Annotated in this window: 21 protein-coding genes and 1 pseudogene; 10 read left to right on the forward strand and 12 right to left on the reverse strand. The window is 68.8% G+C overall.

Annotated features, from left to right (window positions below):
• Positions 1-16: 16 nt before the first annotated feature.
• Positions 17-1,090: an LLM class flavin-dependent oxidoreductase gene (locus tag KIT25_17820; protein UYN93894.1), complete on the forward strand. Its 1,074-nt coding sequence runs from the start codon at positions 17-19 to the stop codon at positions 1,088-1,090.
• Positions 1,087-1,989: a DMT family transporter gene (locus KIT25_17825; GenBank protein UYN93895.1), complete on the forward strand. Its 903-nt coding sequence runs from the start codon at positions 1,087-1,089 to the stop codon at positions 1,987-1,989. Before KIT25_17820 ends, KIT25_17825 begins: the two co-directional genes overlap by 4 nt.
• Here KIT25_17825 and KIT25_17830 read toward each other — a convergent pair.
• Together KIT25_17830 and KIT25_17835 are read right to left on the reverse strand one after the other, a co-directional pair.
• On the reverse strand, positions 1,952-2,386 hold the full coding sequence (locus KIT25_17830; GenBank protein UYN93896.1) for a hypothetical protein: 435 nt from the start codon (positions 2,384-2,386) through the stop codon (positions 1,952-1,954). The genes KIT25_17825 and KIT25_17830 overlap by 38 nt on opposite strands.
• A 15-nt stretch (positions 2,387-2,401) precedes the next feature.
• A complete protein-coding gene (locus KIT25_17835) occupies positions 2,402-3,190 on the reverse strand; it encodes an SDR family oxidoreductase (protein ID UYN93897.1) in 789 nt (262 codons plus the stop codon).
• 4 nt (positions 3,191-3,194) lie between these two features.
• On the opposite strand from KIT25_17835, the gene KIT25_17840 reads away from it, so the two are divergent.
• Positions 3,195-3,716 (forward strand): GFA family protein, encoded by a 522-nt coding sequence (locus KIT25_17840; GenBank protein UYN93898.1) that lies wholly within the window; start codon positions 3,195-3,197, stop codon positions 3,714-3,716.
• Here the strand turns inward: KIT25_17840 and KIT25_17845 are convergent.
• Complete coding sequence (locus KIT25_17845; GenBank protein UYN93899.1) at positions 3,713-4,252, reverse strand: hypothetical protein; 540 nt, start codon at positions 4,250-4,252, stop codon at positions 3,713-3,715. The genes KIT25_17840 and KIT25_17845 overlap by 4 nt on opposite strands.
• Before the next feature lie 27 nt (positions 4,253-4,279).
• Positions 4,280-5,323 (reverse strand): alpha/beta hydrolase, encoded by a 1,044-nt coding sequence (locus KIT25_17850; protein ID UYN93900.1) that lies wholly within the window; start codon positions 5,321-5,323, stop codon positions 4,280-4,282.
• Here KIT25_17850 and KIT25_17855 point away from each other — a divergent pair.
• Positions 5,322-6,134, forward strand: coding sequence for an enoyl-CoA hydratase/isomerase family protein (locus tag KIT25_17855; protein UYN93901.1), 813 nt, complete (start codon positions 5,322-5,324; stop codon positions 6,132-6,134). The two genes, KIT25_17850 and KIT25_17855, sit on opposite strands and share 2 nt — an antisense overlap.
• A 541-nt stretch (positions 6,135-6,675) precedes the next feature.
• Here KIT25_17855 and KIT25_17860 read toward each other — a convergent pair.
• The 4 genes and pseudogenes from KIT25_17860 to KIT25_17875 form a co-directional block, all read right to left on the reverse strand.
• The gene (locus tag KIT25_17860) at positions 6,676-7,023 is read right to left on the reverse strand and encodes a RidA family protein (protein UYN97976.1); all 348 of its coding nucleotides are present in this window, start codon (positions 7,021-7,023) and stop codon (positions 6,676-6,678) included.
• 42 nt (positions 7,024-7,065) lie between these two features.
• Positions 7,066-7,416, reverse strand: a pseudogene (locus KIT25_17865) (RidA family protein).
• Positions 7,413-8,756: an adenylate/guanylate cyclase domain-containing protein gene (locus KIT25_17870; protein ID UYN93902.1), complete on the reverse strand. Its 1,344-nt coding sequence runs from the start codon at positions 8,754-8,756 to the stop codon at positions 7,413-7,415. The pseudogene KIT25_17865 and the gene KIT25_17870 overlap by 4 nt, the downstream one beginning before the upstream one ends.
• 281 nt (positions 8,757-9,037) lie before the next feature.
• Positions 9,038-9,340, reverse strand: coding sequence for a HigA family addiction module antidote protein (locus KIT25_17875; GenBank protein UYN93903.1), 303 nt, complete (start codon positions 9,338-9,340; stop codon positions 9,038-9,040).
• Positions 9,341-9,384: 44 nt separating this feature from the next.
• Here KIT25_17875 and KIT25_17880 point away from each other — a divergent pair, with 44 nt between their 5' ends.
• From KIT25_17880 to KIT25_17890, 3 genes are all read left to right on the forward strand, one after another.
• Complete coding sequence (locus tag KIT25_17880; protein ID UYN93904.1) at positions 9,385-10,290, forward strand: polysaccharide deacetylase family protein; 906 nt, start codon at positions 9,385-9,387, stop codon at positions 10,288-10,290.
• 159 nt (positions 10,291-10,449) lie between these two features.
• Positions 10,450-11,670 (forward strand): CoA transferase, encoded by a 1,221-nt coding sequence (locus tag KIT25_17885; GenBank protein UYN93905.1) that lies wholly within the window; start codon positions 10,450-10,452, stop codon positions 11,668-11,670.
• Between the two features lie 93 nt (positions 11,671-11,763).
• Positions 11,764-12,603, forward strand: coding sequence for an amidohydrolase (locus KIT25_17890; GenBank protein UYN93906.1), 840 nt, complete (start codon positions 11,764-11,766; stop codon positions 12,601-12,603).
• Here KIT25_17890 and KIT25_17895 read toward each other — a convergent pair.
• Positions 12,600-14,186, reverse strand: a complete 1,587-nt coding sequence (locus KIT25_17895; GenBank protein UYN93907.1) for a peptide chain release factor 3 — start codon at positions 14,184-14,186, stop codon at positions 12,600-12,602. The genes KIT25_17890 and KIT25_17895 overlap by 4 nt on opposite strands.
• A 138-nt stretch (positions 14,187-14,324) precedes the next feature.
• On the opposite strand from KIT25_17895, the gene KIT25_17900 reads away from it, so the two are divergent.
• Entirely contained in the window at positions 14,325-14,663 is a 339-nt protein-coding gene (locus tag KIT25_17900) for a hypothetical protein (GenBank protein UYN93908.1), read from the forward strand.
• A gap of 405 nt (positions 14,664-15,068) precedes the next feature.
• Here KIT25_17900 and KIT25_17905 read toward each other — a convergent pair whose 3' ends face one another.
• Together KIT25_17905 and KIT25_17910 are read right to left on the reverse strand one after the other, a co-directional pair.
• On the reverse strand, positions 15,069-16,697 hold the full coding sequence (locus KIT25_17905) for an AMP-binding protein (GenBank protein ID UYN93909.1): 1,629 nt from the start codon (positions 16,695-16,697) through the stop codon (positions 15,069-15,071).
• 35 nt (positions 16,698-16,732) lie between these two features.
• The gene (locus KIT25_17910; GenBank protein ID UYN93910.1) at positions 16,733-18,514 is read right to left on the reverse strand and encodes an ATP-binding cassette domain-containing protein; all 1,782 of its coding nucleotides are present in this window, start codon (positions 18,512-18,514) and stop codon (positions 16,733-16,735) included.
• Positions 18,515-18,527: 13 nt separating this feature from the next.
• Here KIT25_17910 and KIT25_17915 point away from each other — a divergent pair, with 13 nt between their 5' ends.
• Positions 18,528-19,490 carry a hypothetical protein gene (locus tag KIT25_17915; protein ID UYN93911.1) on the forward strand — a complete coding sequence of 321 codons (963 nt, stop codon included), beginning with the start codon at positions 18,528-18,530 and terminating at the stop codon, positions 19,488-19,490.
• A gap of 10 nt (positions 19,491-19,500) precedes the next feature.
• Complete coding sequence (locus KIT25_17920) at positions 19,501-19,836, forward strand: DUF1491 family protein (protein ID UYN93912.1); 336 nt, start codon at positions 19,501-19,503, stop codon at positions 19,834-19,836.
• A 4-nt stretch (positions 19,837-19,840) separates the two neighbouring features.
• Here the strand turns inward: KIT25_17920 and KIT25_17925 are convergent, their stop codons facing one another.
• Positions 19,841-20,716, reverse strand: a complete 876-nt coding sequence (locus KIT25_17925; protein UYN93913.1) for a M23 family metallopeptidase — start codon at positions 20,714-20,716, stop codon at positions 19,841-19,843.
• Positions 20,717-20,764 lie beyond the last annotated feature (48 nt).

Raw genomic sequence — 20,764 nt, forward strand, 5'->3', positions numbered from 1 at the left:
AAGAAGGCGAGGAAACATGGAATTCGGCGTCCTCTTCACGTCTCATCCGAACCCCAGCGAAGAGCCCTATCCGCATCGCGCCGTGCATGCCCGTACGACCGACGAGATCCTCGAGGCCGAGCGGCTGGGCTACGACACCGCCTGGATCGCCGAGCACCATTTCGCGACCAGCTACGGCATCATGCCGGACTGCTTCGCCTACATGGCCTATCTCGCGGCCAAGACCAGCCGCATCAATGTCGGCGCGGCGGTGATCACCTTGCCGCTCTACGACCCGATCCGCGTGGTCGAGAACACCTCCTTCGTCGACATCCTCAGCAACGGCCGCGTTCGCCTGGGCGTCGGCTCGGGCTACCGGCCCTACGAGTTCGAGGGGCTGGGCAAGGACTTCGACGGCCGGCGCGACGTCGTCGAGGAGGCGATCGGCCTGATGTTCGATGCCTGGCACCGTCACCGCTGGGACCACAAGGGCAAGTACTTCGCCGGCACCGTCAGGCAACCCTACGAGTTGCTGCCGCATCCCGTGCAGATGCCGCATCCGCCACTCTACATGGCGGGCGGCACCGATCGTTCCATCGGATACAGCGGCCGCAACGGCTTCGGCCTCATGCTCTCGACCCTGCCCGGCGTCGACACGCTCGCCGCCCAGACCGCGCTCTACAAGCGCGAGCTCGCCAAGGCGTCGGCCGAGCGCCGCCAGAACCCGGCGGCCGGCCATGTCGACATCGCGCGCTGGGTCTACATCGCCGACAGCGATGCCGAGGCCCGTGCCGACACCGAGGAGGCGATCGTGCGCCACATCGCCCATTTCGGCGGCTCCGGCACATCGGGCTATCTCGGCTCGGTGTCGGAAAAGGGCAAGGAGCTCGGCTACGACGACCTGCAGGCGACGACCCTCCTGCACGGCTCGGCCGAGACCGTCATCGCTCGCCTGCGCGAGATGCAGGCGCGCGCCGGAATGACCTCCCTGCTGCTGCACTACCCGCCCTACTACGGCCGCGAGAAGACGATGAAGAGCCTCCGGCTGTTCGCCGAGCGCGTGATCCCGACTTTCCGGCCACCGGCGCGGAGGGCAGTCGCCGCCGAATGACCCGCACCGCGCGCGGCGCGCTCTACACCGTTCTCGCCATGCTGGGCTTCGCCAGCATGGACACGCTCAGCAAGTGGGTGGTGGCCGACTATCCGATCGGCCAGATGATGTGGATCCGATACGCGGTGTTCTGCGTCTTCGCCTGGCTGGTCGTGCGTCCGCGCGGCGGCCTGCTGCGCGCGGCGCGCACCCAGCGGCCCTGGCTGCAGGGTGCGCGGGCGCTGCTGGCGGTCGTCGAGAGCGCCGTGTTCGTGCTCGCCTTCTACTACCTGCCGCTCGCCGACACGCACGCCGTCGCCGCCACCTCGCCGCTGATCGTGATCGCGCTCGGGGTCCTGTTCCTCGGCGAGCGCGCCGGCATGGCGCGCTGGATCGCCGTGGCGGCGGGCTTCGTGGGCGTGCTGCTGATCGTGCGACCGGGCTTCAAGGCGTTCGACTGGCCGCTCGTGCTGCCGCTCCTCGGCGCGCTGCTGTGGGGCGTCTACCAGATCATGACCCGGCTCTGCGCGCGCACCGATTCGTCGGACACCACGCTCGTCTGGTCGGCCGTCGTCGCCTTCGCCGCCACCAGCGTCGTCGGCCCGTGGGAATGGCATCCGCCCGACGCGCTGGGCTGGACGCTGCTGCTCGCGATCGCGCTGCTCGGCGCGCTGGCGCACTACGCGCTGATCTGCGCGCTCGACCACGCCGAGGCCGGCGCGGTGCAGCCCTACAGCTACACCTTGCTGGTGTGGGTCGCGATCCTCGGCGCGCTGGTGTTCGGCGACATCCCGGACGGCTGGACCATGGCGGGCGCCGCCATCGTCGTGGCGAGCGGCCTCTACACCTGGCGCCACGACCGCCGGGTCGTCAGGGTCCGGCCTACTTCTGCCGCTTCCACTCGCTGCAGCCGACCATGAACACCGGGCCGGACTGGCGGTAGCAGACCTGCAGCGTGTCGCTGTCGATCACCATGCCGTCGACCAGGCCGTTCGCCTCGGCGAGATAGACCCACTTGCCGTCATGCGACAGGGAGCCGACGAATGGCACCTTCGCGGCATGCTCCGTCGAGACATGCCCCCAGAAGCGCCTGGCGTCCTGACCTTCGACGACGAAGGTGAAGGTCTGGTGGCGCAATCGATGCGCGCCCGCCGCCTTGGCGGCGGCGCCCGGCGGATGATGGGTGGCCGCTCCGCTGACGATCGCTTCGCCGCTGCTCTTCCACGTGCCCTTCATGTCCAGGGTCTGCGCCTGCGCAACCATGGTGCCGGCAGCGAAAGCCGCCGCCGCGGCGACCGCACGAACCAAGCTCTTCATCGGATCTCTCCTCCTTCAACGCGGCCACTGCCGCAGCGCCACCAGCCCGCCGTCGATCGGCAGCAGCACGCCGGTCACCCAGCGCGATTCGTCGGAGGCAAGATACACGGCGCCATGGGCGATGTCCCAGGCCGTGCCCTCCGTCTGCATCGGAACCATCCTGCGCCGCCGCTCGCGCGCCTCGGCGCCCATGTGCGCCACCATCGGCGTGTGCACCGAGCCGACGACGATGCAGTTGGCGCGGATGTTCTGGGTCGCGTAGTCGGCCGCCACCGAATGGGTGAAGCCGTGCAGGCCGGCCTTGACCGTCGAATAGGCGACGGCGCCCGGGCTGCCCATCAGGCCGAGCGCGCCCGCGATCGACGACACCATGATGATCGAGCCGCCGCCGCCCGCCTTCATCCTGGGGATGCAATACTTGGTGCAGAGCATGGTGGTGGTGAGGTTGGCCTCGATCACCTTGTGCCAGTCCTCGAGCTTGACCGTCTCGGGCGTGCCGGGCGCGCCGATGCCGACATTGTTGTGCAGCACGTCGAGCCGGCCGTAGGTCTTGACCGCGAACGCGGCCATCGCCTCGCACACCTCGGGTTTGGCGACGTCGCCCGCGAACACCGAGGCCTCGCCGCCCTCCTCCCTGATCTGCCGCGCGAGCTTGTCGGCACGCTCGGCGCTCCTGTTCACCAGCACCACCCTGGCGCCCTCGCGCGCGAACAGGAGGGCGGTCGCCATGCCGTTGCCGACGCCCTCGCCGCGCGGCGCCGCGCCCGTCACCACCGCTACCTTGCCTTTCAGCCGATCGACCATTTCAATGCTCCCTTTCCGCGCGATGCTATGGGGCGACACGATGAGCGGCAACGAGACCTTCGAGGGCGGCTGCACCTGTCGGCAGGTTCGCTATCGCATGACGAGCCGGCCGATGTTCGTGCATTGCTGCCACTGCCGCTGGTGCCAGCGCGAGACCGGCACGGCGTTCGCGCTCAACGCCATGATCGAGGCCGACCGGGTCGAGCTGCTGAGCGGCCAGCCCGAAATGGTGCTGACGCCGTCGCTGAGCGGCAAGGGACAGAAGATCTGGCGCTGCCGGACCTGCCGCATCGCCGTGTGGAGCAACTATCCCGGCGCCGGCGACGCCGTGCGCTTCATGCGCGTCGGCACGCTCGACAGGCCCGACGCCATGCCGCCCGACGTCCACATCTTCACCGCGTCGAAGCAGCCTTGGGTCGTGCTGCCCGAGGGCGCCCGCGCCGTGCCCGAGTTCTACGACCGCGAGGCGACGTGGCCGAAGGAGAGTCTCGCGCGACGCGCGGCGACGCGCGCCAGAACGGGCTAGAGAGCGCCGAGATCGGCTAATGCGCCGACGATCATGCGCGTGCCCACCGCCATGAGCAGGATGTCGTTGGCAACGCGCACATATTCGTGGCCGGCCGGAGCCGGCGACAACAGACCGAGCAAGGCGCCAGGCAAGGGGTAGTAGACGACACCCGCCGGCAGCGGCCGACCGAGGCTCCACATCTTCTTGGCCTGACCGGGCGGAAGGCATCCGTTGTTCTTCTTCGCGAGGCCCGGCGGACAATGGCCCGCGGCGAATTCCCGGCGATAGTAGGAGTAGGTCGTGCCGCGGTCGCGATCGGATATGACGATATCGACCTGAGGGCCCGGCGACGCCGCCCGGCGCGGCCCGGCACTCGACGGTCCGGCGGACGCCGGCGGCCCGCCGCCCTGGCCCGGAGCAGTCTGGCTTTGGCCCTGACCCTGGCCGCGGCCCGGCCTGTCATCCTTGTCCTTCTGCGCCCACGCACCCGACGCGACGAGGATGCCGGACATGGCCACGACGACGATCGACAACGGGCGCACCGAAGCCTCCATGAGTTGGTCTCCCATGGAATCGCGCAATTATGGCGACCAGTAGGCAGGCAGCCTGGTCGCCAGCCATCGGGCGAGCGCGCGATTGACGTCGACCGGCCGCTCCTGCGCCATCCAGTGGCCCGACTTCACGACGACCTCGGTGAGGTCGCCGCAGTCGCGGCGCATCGGCGCGGCGAGGCGCGAGGTCATGGTCTCGCAGGTGTAGTCGTAGGCGCCGTGCAGGAAGAGCACCGGCATGGCGAGCCGGCCGCCATTCACGGCGCGCCGCGCATAGTCGGCATTGGCCTCGTGGTTCATGTACCAGGAATCCGGCCCGAAGAAGCCGTTGCGCTCGAGTGCGGCGGCATAGGCCTCCAGATCCTGCTCGCTGATGACGTCGCCGTCGCGCGGCAGGTCGGGACACGGCCCGCCGCCGAACCAGCCGCCGGCCCTGCGCACCGCCGCGGTGCGCGACGGCCTGCCCGCGCCGTCCGGGCTGCCCTTGCGGAACAGCGCCTTCACGACGTTGCGCGGATGGGCGTCGAACGCGGCGCAGGCCCGCTCGAAGTTCTCGCGATAGAAGAGCATGTAGTCCCACTGTCCGGCGGGATACTCGGCCTCGGGATAGAGCCCGCGATCGACCAGTGCCACGATCTGCTCGAGCGAGAAGCCCTGCGAGAGATAGGGCACGCAGAGACTCGCGACGCCGACGGTGCGCTCGGGATGGTGGCTCGCCACGTTCCAGACCACGGGGCTGCCCCAGTCGTGGCCGATCCACACCGCCCTCTCCCGCCCCAGCGCCGCCAGCAGCTCGAGCATGTCCTGGACGATCGTCTCCTGCGCGAAGTCCTCGTGCCGCGGGTAGGTGCTCGAGCGACCGTAGCCGCGCATGTCGGGCGCGACGCAGCGGAAGCCGAGCGCGGCGAAGACCGGCAGCTGATGGCGCCACGACAGCGAGAGCTCGGGCCAGCCGTGGCAGAAGACCAGCAACGGCGCGGCTTCCGCACCGCAGGCGAGATAGCCCGTGGTGTGGCGCCTCGTCTTGACGGTGTGTTCGGTGATCGGGAAGGTCATGGCGACGGAGGGTTCCATGGAAATCGATACCGGCACAAATGAACTTTTGTGTTCCGTGCGCGAGGGCGTCGCGCTGATCACGCTCAACCGGCCGGAGGCGCGCAACGCCCTGTCGGACAAGCTGACGCCGGCGCTGCGCACCCAGATCAAGGAGCGCGGCGCCGATCCGGACGTCGGCGCCCTGCTGATCACCGGCGCCGGCACCGCCTTCTGCTCGGGCGGCGACGTCAAGGGCATGGGCGGCCGCGGCCCGCGCGGCCAGATGAGCTTCGAGGAACGGCTCGCCGACCTGCGCTGGCGTCAGGCCAACCTGACCGGCGCCCTGGTTGCGGTGCGCAAGCCGACCATCGCCGCGCTGCCCGGCGCGGCGGCGGGCGCGGGGCTCGCCATCGCGCTCGCCTGCGACATCCGGATCGCCGCCCGATCGGCCTTCGTCAGCACGGGCTACGCGCGGGTCGCGCTGTCGGGCGATTACGGCATCGCCTGGCTGCTGACCCGCGCGGTCGGCTCGGCGCGGGCGCGCGAGCTGATGTTCACCGCCGAACGGGTCGATGCCGAGCGCTGCGAGCGCATCGGCCTCGTCAACCGCGTCGTCGACGACACCGGGCTCAGCGACGAGGCCTTCACGCTCGCCAAGTCGCTGGCCGAGGGGCCGCGCGTGGCGCTCGCCGGCATGAAGGACAATCTCGACGACGCGCTGCACGTCGACTATCCGACGGCACTGCATCGCGAGGCCGAGCGGCTGGTGCTGGCCTCGCGCACCGCCGACCACAAGGAGGCGGTCGCGGCGTTCGTGGAAAAGCGCAAGCCCGTGTTCAGCAGCCGGTAGGACGGGAGAATTGCACGTACACGAACGTGTTTCCTGTGGCGGAAAGGCCGAGAAGTCCCCGGAGCGCGTCTGGCGGAGTGTGGAGTGCCTCCCGACCTCGTCGCGGAAATCGCGGAAATCGCGGAAACCTCCGGCGGGGTGTCGCCGGACAATCGACGTCGCGAGCACCCGCTCGAGACGCCCTCAGGGTGGTGTGCCTGCTCTCTGCCGGAATGCGTTGCGCAAACTGCGGGAACTGCGCAAACCTCCGGTCACGTGTCGGGAGGACGGGTCGGCGGGCGATTGGCGAAACAGAACGTCGATACGGGAAATCCCGCACGGCCCTCGCGGCCGGGTGTGGTCAGGGTGCTCATGCGCGCATTTTACCTCGACGCGCCCTCGAGGACCTAATCGGGTCGATGGATTCCGTCCGATGCCGATGGCATCTGCATCGGAGGGCGATTCGACCCCCCGATTCCGGCGCCGGGCGCGAATCTGACTCTCCCGACGCAAAAAGAGCCGGCAACGGCCGGCCCTTTTCCTTCGCCCGCTCGCGTCGGGACTACAGCGCCGCCTGCACCATGATCTCGACCTTGAGTGCGGGGTTGGCGAGCTTGGCCTCGACCGTGGCGCGGGCCGGCGTGTTTCCGGGCGACACCCACTTGTCCCACACCTCGTTCATCTGGCTCCAGGTACCGATGTCGGTCAGCCAGATGTTGGCCGACAGGATCTTCGACTTGTCGCTGCCGGCGTCCTTCAGGAACTTGTCGATCTTGGCCAGGATCTGGGCGGTCTGACCCTTGACGTCCTGCGACGTGTCGTCGGCCGTCAGCCCGGCGAGATAGACCGTGTTGCCGTGCACGACGGCGCTCGACATGCGGGGCCCGGCGTTGATGCGCTTGATTGCCATGTTGTCTTCCTCCTCCAAAGGCGGGGCGGACCTTAGCAGTTGGACCGCCGCCACGACCATGATTTCTACCTTCATCCTGGGGTCGTTGAGTCGGGCCTGGACGGTGGCGCGCGCCGGCGCATGGCCGGGCACCACCCAGGCGTCCCACACCGCGTTCATGGCGGCGAAGTCGCCGATGTCGGCGAGCCAGATCACCGCCGACAGGATATTCGACTTGTCGCTGCCGCCCTTCGCCAGAAGAGAGTTGATTTCGGCCAGCGCCTGCCCGACCTGTTCGGCGATGTCCCGCGAGGTGTCCTCCGGGATCATGCCCGAGCAATGGATGCGGCCGTCGAAGACGCTGGCCTCGCTCAAGCGCGGACCGGGATCGATGCGCGTGATCGTCGGATTCATGGGCTCCCCTTTCTGGCGATGCCGAAGACGTGGATCGGCGCCTCGTGGCCGGCGATGGGCAATGGACCGAGGTCGCGGCAGCGCGCCTTGATGCCGGGCGGCAGCGGCGCCAGGCGCTCGGCCGCGTCGAGGGCCTCGTGACTCAGCAGGATGCCCGAATCGACCTGGCGCGTCATGCCTTCCAGGCGGCTGGCGAGATTCACCGTATCGCCGAGCGTGGTGAATTCGAGCCGGTCGGCGATGCCGACATTCCCCTGCACGACCGGCCCGTAGTGGATTCCGATGCCCACGGTGGTGGCGACGTTGCCGCGCGCGACCCGGTCGGCGCTCCAGGCATCGATCGTGTCGAGAATCACCACGGCGCACAGCACGGCATCGTACGCGGCGGACGGCGACTTCTCCGGTGCGCCGAATACCGCCATCACGCCGTCGCCCAGGAACTTGTCGATCGAGCCACCATGACGGAACACGATCGGCACGATGCGCTGGTGATAGGCCCGTACCGCCTCGATCACCTGCTCCGGCGGCAGCGCCTCCATGCGCCGCGTCGAGCCGATGATGTCGACGAACAGCACCGCGGCGTCCTGTGCCCGGCCGGTCTCCAGCGACGCCGGCTCGTCGGCCAGCCGCTGGGCGACATCGGGCGAGAAATAGCGGCCGAGCGTGGTGCTGCGTGCCTCGGCCTGGACCGCGCGCTCGACATGGCGCCGCGCCCGCCAGATCGCCCCGGCGATCAGGCCGGTCGTCACGCCGAGCAGAACGAGCTGGTTCACCATGAACACCCAGGGTTCGACGTTCTGCAGCGACGTCAGCTGACGCAGCAGGTCGTAGGCGCCGGATGTCGCGAAGCCCTTGAACATGTCGACATGCTCGGCGGCGTAGATGACGAACACGAACGAGGCGAGTTGGCCCAGCACGGCGGCCAGGCCGGAGAGCAGCACCACCGTCACCGAGAAGGTCAGCGCGCTGCAGGCGATGTAGGCCACCAGGTAGAGGAAGGCCGAACGCCGCATCCAGCTCTGCAGCGCCCATTCGTTCCAGTCCCGCTCGGGGAAATGGCTCGCCAGTACCAGGATCGCCACGTCGGCGAAGGCGCAGGCGCCCTGGATCGCGATGGTGTGGCGATGGCCGCGCGCGGCGTAGGCCACCCAGCCGACCGCGAAGAACGCCGCCGCGGCCGCCATCAGCATGGGCAGCCGCGACCAGGTCGACGACACCACCACCCACAGCACGATCACCGCGAGAGCGCCGCTCCGCGCCTTGAAGGCGAAGGCAAAGCCGTTCAGCTCCTCCTGACGCAGCCGCTCGCGCCAGCCCGCCTGTCCCGCGGGCTCAGTCACGCCCATGTCCGTCCATTTCAGCTCTGGGCCAGTGACCTACGCTTCGCAGGTCGGCTCTGGCAAGCGCTCGATGCGCCCATGGCTTCCGCTTCGCGATAAGCTCGCCCTCCCGGAGGAGCATTCCATGTCCGATGAGGAAGCCGGCCGCGTCGATGATGCTCTGTCCCATCTGATCGCGGGCCAGCTGCAGAGCAAACAGGCGGCGGAGCGGTCATGCTCGGCTCCTCGCTGCGGACGACGCGAAGATGCGCCCGCTCGGGGGGCAATCGCCGCGATCCGGGCTACGCGGCCTCCTTGGACCGTCCCTTGATCTCCGGTCTCGTCGGCAATTTGGCGACGAAGCGCCCCACTTCGTCGGCAGCGATCCGCAGGTCGTACGCTGTCTGGAGATTGAGCCAGAACTCGGCACTGGTCTTGAACCAGTGCCCCAGCCGCAGCGCCGTATCACCCGTAATCGCCCGCTTGCCGTGAATGATCTGCGAGATGCGATTGGCCGGCACGCTGGATCGTTCACCCTCGCCTGTACCGTGCCGTGCGCCGGAATCGCTTCGTCCGATGTCGGTCATGCGTGGAGCGTAGAGCATATTTTCACGGTTCGCGATAAGGTCGCCCCAGGGAGATACGACCCATGACCGATGAGGAAGCCGGCCGCGCCAGGGACTTCGTGGGCTACGGGCGCAACCCACCCGATCCCCGGTGGCCGGGCGGCGCGCACGTCGCCGTCAATTTCGTCATCAACTACGAGGAGGGCGGCGAATATGCCGTGCCCGACGGCGATCCAGCCACCGAGACCGGCCTGACCGAGGGCTCGACGGCATCGGTCAAGGGGCGCGACCTCGGCGCGGAGAGCATGTTCGAGTACGGCAGCCGCGCCGGATTCTGGCGTCTGCATCGCCTGTTCACCAGGCGCAAGCTGCCCTGCACGGTGTTCGCCATCGCCCGCGCCCTGGAACGCAACGCCGAGGCCTGCGCCGCCATGCGTGAGGCCGGCTGGGATGTCGCCGGCCACGGCTACAAGTGGGAAATCCACGGCAATCTCGCGCCCGACCACGAGAAGAAGCAGATCGAGATGGCGACGGCGAGCATCGCCCGGACCATCGGCACGCGTCCGGCCGGCTGGTACAGCCGCTACGCGCCGTCGATCCACACGCGGACCATGCTGCTCGACGCCGGCTACGAGTACGACAGCGATTCCTACGACGACGAGCTGCCCTACTGGCGCCGGGTCGGCGCGCGGCAACAGCTCATCGTGCCCTACTCGGTGGTGCACAACGACGTGCGCTTCGCCCGCCAGGGCATGACGACCGGCGACGAGTACGAGACCTACATCAGGAACGCCGTGCAGTGCGTGCTCGAGGAGGATCCGCCGCGCATGCTGAGCTTCGGCTTGCACAATCGCATCATCGCCCACCCCGGCCGTGCGATGGGATTGGCCCGCGTACTCGACTGGCTGGCGAACAACCCGCGCGTCTGGATCACCCGCCGCATCGACATCGCGCGGCATTGGAAGAAGGAGCACCTGGCGCCACAGTAATCACTCCTCCCCGGCGGAGCCGGGGAGGTGGCGGCGTCATACGCCGACGGAGGGGTCATGAGCGTCAACGCCGGCGCTCATGACCCCTCCGCCCGCTGCGCGGGCACCTCCCCATCGCAAGACGATGGGGAGGAGAACCGAACGGGAAGGAAGACACCAATGACCATCCGCCGCCCACTCGACGGCATGCTCGTGCTCGATCTCGGGCAGATCTACAACGGACCCTATTGCGGGCTGCAGCTCGGCTTCATGGGCGCGCGCGTGCTCAAGATCGAGCCGCCCGAAGGCGATGTCGTGCGCCGGCGCAAGCGCGAGGTCGAGCCGTGGCCGCTGGTCATGCTGAACTCCAACAAGGAGTCGGTGGTGCTCGATCTCAAGCAGTCGACGGGCAAGACGCTGTTCCTCGAGCTGGTGGCCAAGGCCGACGTGGTGATCGAGAACTTTGCGGCCGGCGTCATGGATCGACTCGGCCTCGGTTACGACGTGCTCAGCAAACTGAACCCTCGACTCGTCTATGGCGGCAGTTCGGGCTTCGGGCTCGACGGGCCCTATCGCGACCTCGCCGCCATGGACGTCACCATCCAGGCGATGAGCGGCATCACCAACGCCACCGGCGACGCCGACGGCCCGCCGACCAAGGCCGGCGCCGCGGTCTGCGATTTCCTCGCCGGCATCCATCTCTGCGCCGGCATTTTAGGCGCGCTCGTTCAACGCGAACGGACCGGGAAGGGTCAGCGCGTCGAAGTCGCCATGCACGAGGCGGCCGTGACGGCGCTCGCTTCGGCGATGGGCGCGGTCATGGACGGCGACACCAACGTGCCCGACCGCACCGGCAACCGCCATCCCGCGCTCGCCATGGCGCCCTACAACACCTATCCGTGCAGCGACGGCTACGTGGCGATCTTCACCTCGGCCGAGCGGCACTGGCATTCGATGTGCCGCCTGCTGGGGCGGGCCGACCTGCTCGACAATCCCGACTTCGCCAACACGATCGGTCGCGCCAGGCGCATGGCCGAGGTCGACGACATCGTCGGCGCCTGGACGATCGCGCGCACCAAGGACGAGGTGCTGAAGCTCCTCAACGAGGCGCATGTGCCCTGCGCGCCGGTCAAGACAGCGCGCGAGGTCAGCCGCGACCCGCATCTCGAGGCGCGCGGCTTCTGGGTCGACATCGATCATCCCAGGCGCGGCCGCACGCGCGTGCCGATCTCGGCGATCCGCCTGCACGACGGCGGCAAGCCCGAGATCCGCCGGCCTGCGCCGACGCTCGGCCAGCACACCGAGGCCGTGCTCGCCGAGCTGCTGGCGCTCAAGGCCGACGAGCTGGCGCGATTGCGCGCGGAAAAGGTGACGACGCCGGTGACAGAGCAGAAGGCGTAGCCCTCCTCCCCATTCACATGGGGAGGTGCCCTCGTAAGACGCCGACACCTCCCCCGAAGACGGGGGAGGAGAAAGACATAGGAGGAGATTCAAATGGCGATCATCGACAGCCAGGTCCACGCCTACGAGGCCAATACGGCGAAGCGGCCGTGGCGCAACGTGCCGAACTGGCCGCCGCATGTGACGGGCGACGAGATGGTGGCGGCGATGGACAAGGTCGGCGTCGATGGCGCGATCTTCATCTCTGCCTTCTCGCTTTACGGCTACGACGCGAGCTATGCCGTCGAGGTGCAGAAGAAGCACGGCGACCGCATGGCCATCGTCAAGCCGGTCGACCCTGACGATCCGGCGGTGGCCGACGTCGTCGCCGAATGGAAGAAGCAGCCGGGCGCGGTTGGGATCCGCATCTTTCTCCGCGAGGAGAACCCCCGCCCGCCGACCGATCCCGGCTTCGACCGCATCCTGAAGGCCGCCGTCCAACACGATCTGCCGGTCAATTTCCTGTGCTGGGGCAAGGTCGACGAAGGAACGGCGCTGATCGACCGCCATCCCAACGCGCGCTTCATCCTCGATCATCTGGGCATCCTGCAGCCGCGCACGCCGCCCGCGCCGCCCCAGCCGTGGGCCGACCTGCCCAAGGTGCTGGAGCTCGCCAAGCGGTCGAACGTGGTGATCAAGGTGAGCGGCGCCTGCACGCTGTCGAAGGAACCCTATCCCTTCCCCGACATCTGGGATCCGCTGCAGCGCGTGTTCGACGCCTGGGGCTTTGAGCGCTGCCTGTGGGGCACCGACTGGACGCGCGCCTTCGCCGTCGTCGACTACGAGCAGGCCGTGAAGCCGTTCCTCGAGACCAAGCGCTTGAGCTCCTCCGAGCGCGCCATGCTGATGGGCGGCGCCTGCGCCAAGGCCTACCGGTGGGAGCCGAAGCGTTAGCTGCGTTCGCGGATGTCGGAGAACTTCACCTTCGGGCTCTTCTCGGCGATGTAGCCGAGCTCCCAGGCATTGCGGGCCAGGAACACCGGCGCGCCGTCGCGGTCCTCGGACATGCCGCCGCGGTTGGCCGCCATGAAGGCCTCGAGGTCCGCCTTGCTGTCGGCCGAGATCCAGCGCGCGGTCTCGAACGGCGCCGGTTCCAGATCGATGTTGACGTTGTACTCGGCCTCGACGCGGGTCTTCAGCACGTCGAGCTGCAGCTCGCCGACCACGCCGACGATGTGATCGCCGCCGATGACGCGGCGGAACACCTGGGTGACGCCCTCCTCGGCGAGGTCGTCGAGCGCGCGCTTGAGCTGCTTGGACTTCATCGGATCCTCGAGCCGCACGCGACGCAGGATCTCGGGCGCGAAGTTGGGGATGCCGACGATCTTGATCGTCTCGCCCTCGGTCAGCGTGTCGCCGACCCTCAGCACGCCATGGTTGGGCACGCCGATGATGTCACCCGGCCAGGCCTCGTCGACGATCTCGCGCTCGCGGGCGAAAAAGAGAATCGGCGAGTTGACCGACAGCGTTTTACCCGTGCCCATCTGCGTGAGCTTCATGCCGCGGCGGAACTTGCCGCTGCAGAGACGCAGGAAGGCGATGCGGTCGCGGTGGTTGGGGTCCATGTTGGCCTGGACCTTGAACACGAAGCCTGCGACCTTGGGCTCGGTCGGCTGGATGGCGCGCGGCTCGGCCGGCTGCGGGCGTGGCGGCGGCGCCCAGGCAACGAGCGCGTCCAAGAGCTCCTTCACGCCGAAATTGCTCAAGGCCGAGCCGAAGAACGCCGGCGTCAGGTGGCCGGCTCGATAGGACTCGAGATCGAACGCCGGATAGGCCGCACGTACCAGCTCGACTTCCTCGGCAAGCCGGGGATCGGTGATCTCGTAGTTCTCGATCACCTCGCCGATGCGGCCCTTGTCGGCGGTGTCGAACACCAGCATGCGGTTGCGCGCGAGATCGTAGGTGCCCTTGAAGTCACGGCCCGAGCCGTGCGGCCAGCTCATCGGCGTCACGTCGAGCGCGAGCGTGGACGCGATCTCGTCCAGGAGCTCGATCGGATCCTTGGACTCGCGATCCATCTTGTTGATGAAGGTGACGATCGGCACGTCGCGCAGGCGGCAGATCTCGAACAGCTTGCGCGTGCGCGCCTCGATGCCCTTGGCGGCGTCGATCACCATGACGGCCGAATCGACGGCGGTGAGCGTGCGGTAGGTGTCCTCGCTGAAATCCTCGTGGCCCGGCGTGTCGAGGAGATTGAACACCGCGCCGCCATACTCGAAATGCATCACCGAGGTGGTGACCGAGATGCCGCGCTGCTGCTCGATCTTCATCCAGTCCGAGCGCGCCCGCCGCGCTTCGCCGCGCGCCTTGACCGCACCCGCGACATGGATGGCGCCGCCGAACAGCAGCAGCTTCTCGGTCAAGGTCGTCTTGCCGGCGTCCGGATGCGAGATGATGGCGAACGTGCGCCGCAACCCGGCCGGATGACCGGCCAGGGCTGAATCGGACGCGACAGAAGAGACGGCGGAATCGGGCACTTCTTCCTGGACCTTGAGGGGGCGGCGAGGGGGGTAGCGGAGGCGGGTGGTTACGTCAACCTCACGCTCTCAAGTCTCCTCTCCCCGCTAGGGAGAGAGGTTGGGAGAGGGGGCAGCGACGGATAGAATGCTCAACGCATGTCGCCTCCGCGCGAACTCAATGACATCCTGGTCCTGGAGAATGGGCGGATAGTGGCACGCGGTGATGCCGTGACCATCAACGAAATGCTCGCGAACGAGCTTCAGAAGGTCGGCGTCGACGAAGGTGGTTGGACGACAATCTACAGGCATCGTGACACTGGCGAACTGTGGGAGCTCAGCTATCCGAATTCGGAGATGCATGGAGGTGGACCGCGACGCTTGCGTTTGATGAAACATCGTCCGTACCCCCCTCACCTTACCTCTCCCCCTAGCGGGGGAGAGGAATTTGAGTGGTGGCGATCGCATGCCTGCCCCGTGCCGGCCTCTGCGAGGTGATGGGGACAGGAAGAGCGCCGTCGGATCATGGCCTGCCGCCCGGTCCCTTCGCCCCGCTCGGCCTGTCTCTTCCAGAGACACGAGAACTCGCAGACCTCGCCGAACTCAAACACGCCTATCGGCGCTTCGGCCGATTCAATATGGCGTCCAAACCCTCGTCGAGTTGCCGGCCGATCTCCTTGGGCACGTCGTCGAGGGAATAGGCTTCGGCGCCCGGCCGCCCGGCCGCCCGGCGAGCCGCCTGAAGTAGTCGGCGGGAACGAGCACGAGCATTCCTTGCCGCGCTTGGTCAGCACGACGGGTGACTTGAGCGCCTCCTCGAGGACCGCGCAGGGCGTTTTGCTGACATCTCTGAAGGAAAAGGACTTCATGTAGGTATATTAGCTGAAATGGTTCAGCGCGCTTTCATGCGTGCTGCCGCCGCTTCAACGCCCGGAGGTCGATGATGTCCGGGAGGCTGCGCGGATCGGTGCCGGCGGGATAGATGGTGTGCTTCTGGATCTTCTGCGTTCCGGTCGTCGGCAAGCTCGGCACGACGTGGATCCAGCCCGGCGGCTTGTAGTAGGCCAGCCGCTCGTTGCAGTGCTGGAACAGCGCCGTTGCCGCCTCCCTGGCCGGCCGGTCGCGCTTCAGCACGACGCAGGCCAGCACCTCCTCGTCGCGCAGCTCGTCGGGCACCGCCATCACCGCCGCCTGCTGCACGTCCGGATGGGTCAGCAGCACCGCCTCGACCTCGGCAGCGGCGATGTTCTCGCCCGAGCGGCGGATGATGTTCTTCTTGCGCTCGACGAAATGCAGCATGCCGTCCGGGCCGCGCCACACCACGTCGCCGGTGTGGAACCAGCCGCCCTTCCACGATGCCTCGGTGGCCGCGTCGTCCTTGAGATAGCCCGAGAAGCAGCCGCGGCGCGGCGTCGCCGCCGAGTGCCGCACGAGCAACTCCCCGGGCATCTCGCTGGGCACATCGCGGTCTTCGTCGTCGATGACGCGGACGTCGATGCCCGGCACGGCGCGGCCGAAGGCGCGGGTGCCGACCTGGCGCGGCTCGACGGTGTCGCCCAGCACACGCACCATCTCGGTCATGCCCCACAGCTCGATCATGGGAAAGCCGAAGCGCTTCTCGAACGCGGCGTGCAGCTCGGGCTCGATGCCGGCGCCGATGCCGAAGCGGACCTTGTGGCGCCGCTCGTGCTCGCCGGGCGGCAGCTTGAGCAGCACCGGCGCGATGACGCCGAGATAGTGCACGATGGTGGCGCCCGTCTCGGCGACCTCGCGCCACCAGTGCTGGGCGTGGAAGCGGTCGGGCTGGATCTGGCAGTTGCCGGTCAGGATGGCGCCCATCAGGGAAACCACGCCGGCGTTGGCGTGATAGAGCGGCAGGGGATTGTAGATGCGGTCGGCCGCGAGCCTCAGGCCGGCGATGCCGCCGAGCGAGGCGTACCAGGCGCCTGAGGCGATCTCGTAGCCGTGCGACAGCACGCAGCCCTTGGGCCGCCCGGTGGTGCCCGACGTGTAGAGGATGCTGGCCGGCGTCTCGGGCCGGGGCTCGAAGCCGCGCGCCGCGCGCGACGCCGCCGTCACGCCGTCGGGGAAGGTTTCCGATACGACGACAGGCGGACGGTGGGCGCTCTCGGCCAGCGCCTGCTCGATCGAGGCCCGCCGTGAGCCGAGCGTCACGACCAGATCGGGCTCGCTGTGGTCGATCAGGTAGGCGATCTCGGCGGCGCGGTAGTCGGGATTGATCGGCACGCAGCAGATGCCGAGGCTGTTGAGCGCCAGCGTGTGCAGGACATGCTCGGGGCGGTTCTCCAGCAATGTCGCGATTCTGTGGCCGACGCCGTAGTCCGCTCGCCGGTAGACGGTTGCCAGCTCCCCGATCCGCCGGCCAGCCTCGCCATAGGTGATCTCGAAGCCCGCGGGAAGGTAGTCGCGCGCGTCGTTGGCCGGCACCGCGAGGAACGGACGATCGGCATGTGCCGCCACGGCCTTGGCGAAGGCGGCGGCGATGGTCGTGTTGTCCATGATCTCGGCCATGCCGGAGGATACCCGGTTCGGAGCGGCCAAGGCACCTAGCCGCCGAGTTCCTCGCGCAGCAGCTCGAGCTCCAGCCATTCCGTCTCCGCCGCCTCGACCTCTTCCTGTGCCGCGGCGAGGCGCGCCGTCTTCGCCTGGAAGGACGTGGCGTCGCGGCGATAGATATCCGGATCGGCGAGTGCTCGATGCAGGTCGGCGATCTCGGCATGCAGGGCGTCGATCCTCTGCGGCAGCTCGGCGAGCGCGCGTTCGCGCTTGTAGCCAAGCCTCGCCGGTGCAGTGCGCTGGCGTTGCGGTGCGGGCCTGTTCTTGCGTTCCACGGGCGCCGACTTCTCGCGCGGCCCGCGCTGCAGCAGGTAGTCGCTGTAGCCGCCGGCATATTCGATGGCCGTGCCGTCGCCTTCGAGGGCGACGGTCGAGGTAACGAGGCGGTCGAGGAAGTCGCGGTCGTGGCTGACCAGCAGGACGGTGCCGTCGTAGTCCGAGAGCGCCTCCTGCAGAAGGTCGAGCGTGTCGGCGTCGAGGTCGTTGGTCGGCTCGTCGAGCACCAGCAGGTTCGACGGCGCGGCCAGCGCCCTGGCGAGCAGCAGGCGGTTGCGCTCGCCGCCCGACAGCGTACGCACCGGCTGGCGCGCCTGCTCGTCGCGGAACAGGTATTCGCGCAGATAGGTCATGACGTGGGTCTGCCGCCCGCGCACCGGCAAGTGGTCGTTGCCGCCGCCCAGGATCTCCCACGGCGTCTTGTCCGGATCGAGCGCCATGCGGCGCTGGTCGATCACCACCGGCGTCAGGCTGGCGCCGAGCTTGACCGAGCCCACGTCCGGTTCGAGCTCGCCGATCAGCAGGCGCAACAGCGTCGTCTTGCCCGCGCCATTCGGCCCGATCAGGCCGACACGATCGCCGGCACGGATGCGCGTCGAGAAGTTCCTGACGATCGCCCTCTCGCCGAACGACTTCGAGACGCCGCGCGCGGCGATGGCGAGGATGCCCGATTGCCCGGCCGGCCCGGCCCCGATGGTGGCGCGCCCGGTCGGCCCGATCTGAGTCTGGCGCTGCTTGCGCAGCTCGGCGAGCGCGCGCAGCCGGCCCTCGTTGCGCGTGCGGCGGGCGCGGATCGACCGGCCGGCCCATTCGGTCTCGCGCTCGATCAGGCGATCGAGCTTGTGACGCTCGGTCGCCTCGCGTTCGAGGATGTCGGCCGACCACGCCTCGAAGGCGCCGTAGCCCCGGTCGAGGCGGCGCACGATGCCGCGGTCGAGCCACAGCACGGCGCGCGCCAGGTTGGCGAGGAAGCGCCGGTCGTGGCTCACCAGCACATAGGCGCCCCGCCAGTTCAGCAGCACGTCCTCCAGCCATTCGATGGTCGGCAGGTCGAGATGGTTGGTCGGCTCGTCGAGCAGCAGCACGTCGGGCTCGCCGACCAGGGCGCGGGCGAGCGCCGCCCGCCGCGCCTCGCCGCCCGACAGTTCGGCCGGCAGGCGCGACCCGTCGAGCTTCACGTCGTCCAGCAGGGCCGCCACGCGATGGTCGGGCGCACCCGCCGACGCCACGTAGTCGGCCACGGTGGCGTGGCCCGCGAAATCCGGTTCCTGCGGCAGGCTCGCCACGGTCGTGCCAGGCTGCACGAAGCGCTCGCCCGAATCGGCGATCGGCTCGCCGGCCAGGATGCGCAGCAGGGTCGACTTGCCGGCGCCGTTGCGGCCGACCAGGCTCAACCGCTCGCCGGGCGCGATCGCGAGCTCGACGCCGTCGAGGACGGTCTGGTCGCCCAGGCGATAGCGGACGCCGGACAGCGCGAGGATGGGTGGATCGGCCATGGAGCCGGCTCTCTTGGCCGAACCTGTCCACGACGGCAAGGCCCGAACCGCGCTACAGTCGGCCATGCTGCGGGTCGTGGGGGAGCCGAGGCGGATCGAGCGTGCCATCAAGCGCCTGGCCGGCGCGCTGAAGGGCGTTCCGGCGCGCGGCGTGCGGCTCACCTGGCGCGGCGGTGAGCTGCGCACCACCATCCACTGGGCCCGCGACGACCAGTTCTGGTGGGCCTTCGAATCGCGCACCGCGCGCCAGACGTTGCTGCTCGGCCATGCGCCCCGTCCGCCGACCCGCCGCGAGAGCATCACCTGCGAGATCAACCTGCCGCGCGTGGGCGCCGATCGAAGGGTCGCCGGCATCGTCGCATCGGACGAGGCGGGCGCGCTCTACCTCGCCCACTCCGGCCGCCTCAGCAAGTCCGGTTTCCGCGAATTCCTGGCCGACGGCGTATGGCGCGACCTTCGCTGGCCCGATGGCGGGGAGTCCGAGGCGCTGGTCATCGCGCCGCTCGACAATCCGCGGCTGACGCGGCTGTTGGGCCAGTTCGTCGACGCGGTGCGCCGCTTCAAGGCGGGCGAGATGCCCGCCGGATCGACCGGGCTTTGCCTCGGACCCGGCCCCGGCGATTCGGCGGCAGTGGCGTGCGACCGGCGGCTGGTCGATGCGTCGCTGCATGAGGAGCTCGCCAAGCGCGGGCTGCTCGGCGGCGCGCGCGACCTCTTCTCGCTGGCGGGCGGAGGACCGCAGCCGCTGTTCGCCCTGGTCGCCGACGGCGAGCCGGAGGAGCTCGTCAGGGCGGTCGGCGCACTGTCGCTCGCCTCGGCGCGCGGCGGTCCGGACATGCGGCCGATCCTGGTGGCGCCGCAGGCATTGGCCGAGGGCGACGGCGCGGCACTCGACGCGCTGCCCTTCGCGCTGGTGCGCTTCCGCTGGCGTGGGGCGCGCGCGGTGTTTGACGGGTTGGACGACGCGCTGGCATGACGGTCCCACCATGGTGATGGGCCTGACCACGGGACTTTGGGTGAGCGCGCAGGTGCGGCTGTGCGACCGCGCCTTCATCCCCGCGACCATCGTGCGGCACGGCCACGACGAGGCCGGCACGGTGCTGGTCAAGATCAACCGCTTCGAGGCGGGCGTCACGGTCTACGCTCAGGCGACCTCGCTCGACGGCGAGCCGGCGTGGAGTCGCGGCACCGGACCCAAGCCGGTCACCGAGGCCGAGGCCGACGCCTACATCGAACGCCAGGTGAAGTACGATCCCGACGTCTGGGTGCTCGAGATCGAGGACCGCAAGGGCCAGTACAAACTGGACGGACGAATCGTGTAGCCCGTCACGGCTGCGGCAGCACCGTCACCGGATCGACGGTCTTGTTGCCGCGACGGACCTCGAAATGCAGGCGGGGCTCGGTCGAGGTGCCCGACGTGCCGACCTTGGCGATGGCCTGGCCCCTCTTCACCGTGTCGCCCTTCTTGACCAGCAGCTGTTCGTTGTAGCCGTAGGCGGTGATGTAGCCGCCCTTGTGGCTGACCAGCAGCAGGTTGCCCATGCCGCGCACTTCGTTGCCGGCATAGACGACGGTGCCGGCGTCGGCCGCCTTGACCGCCTCGCCCCGTTCCGCCGCGATGTCGATGCCGTCGTTCTGCTGGCCGTCGGCGCCCTGGCCGTAGGTCGACACGACCCTGCCCTTGACCGGCCAGGCAAAGCGCGGCGTTGCGGCCGCGACCGTGACTTCCTTGGCGGGCGGTGGCGCGAGTTGAACCGGTTCGCCGGCCGCGGGCTTGGCGGCGGCGGCCGCCTCGGGCGGCGGCAGGTCGTCCTTCTTGACGGCCGACGGCGCCGAGGTGGAGGCCGCCTGGGTCGACGTCGCGTTCTGCGGCATCACCACCTTGGCGCCGGGAATTTCGATCGACTGGCCGGCACGCAGCGAATAGGGCGCCTGCAGCCTGTTGCGGTCGATGATGGTCTGGCTCGACACGCCGAAGCGCTCGGCGACGCCGTCGACGGTGTCCTTGTCCCGGGCGACATAGACCGGCACGGCCTGCGGGCCGGCGGCCGATCCGGGATACTCTATGGTGCCTTCGCGAGCGCCATAGAGGATGCGATCCATGGGAGTGCAGGCGCCGAGCGCAGCCGAAACCGCCGCCGTTATGATCAGCGTACGTGTCCAGCCGGCCCTTCGCGAGGGGAAGCGAGGGGCTCTTTTCATGCCGCTACTCTACTGCATGACGATTCCGGCGGGAATCCGGCGCGCGTC

It is taken from the genome of Enhydrobacter sp., assembly GCA_025808875.1.
GTDB lineage: Bacteria > Pseudomonadota > Alphaproteobacteria > Reyranellales > Reyranellaceae > Reyranella.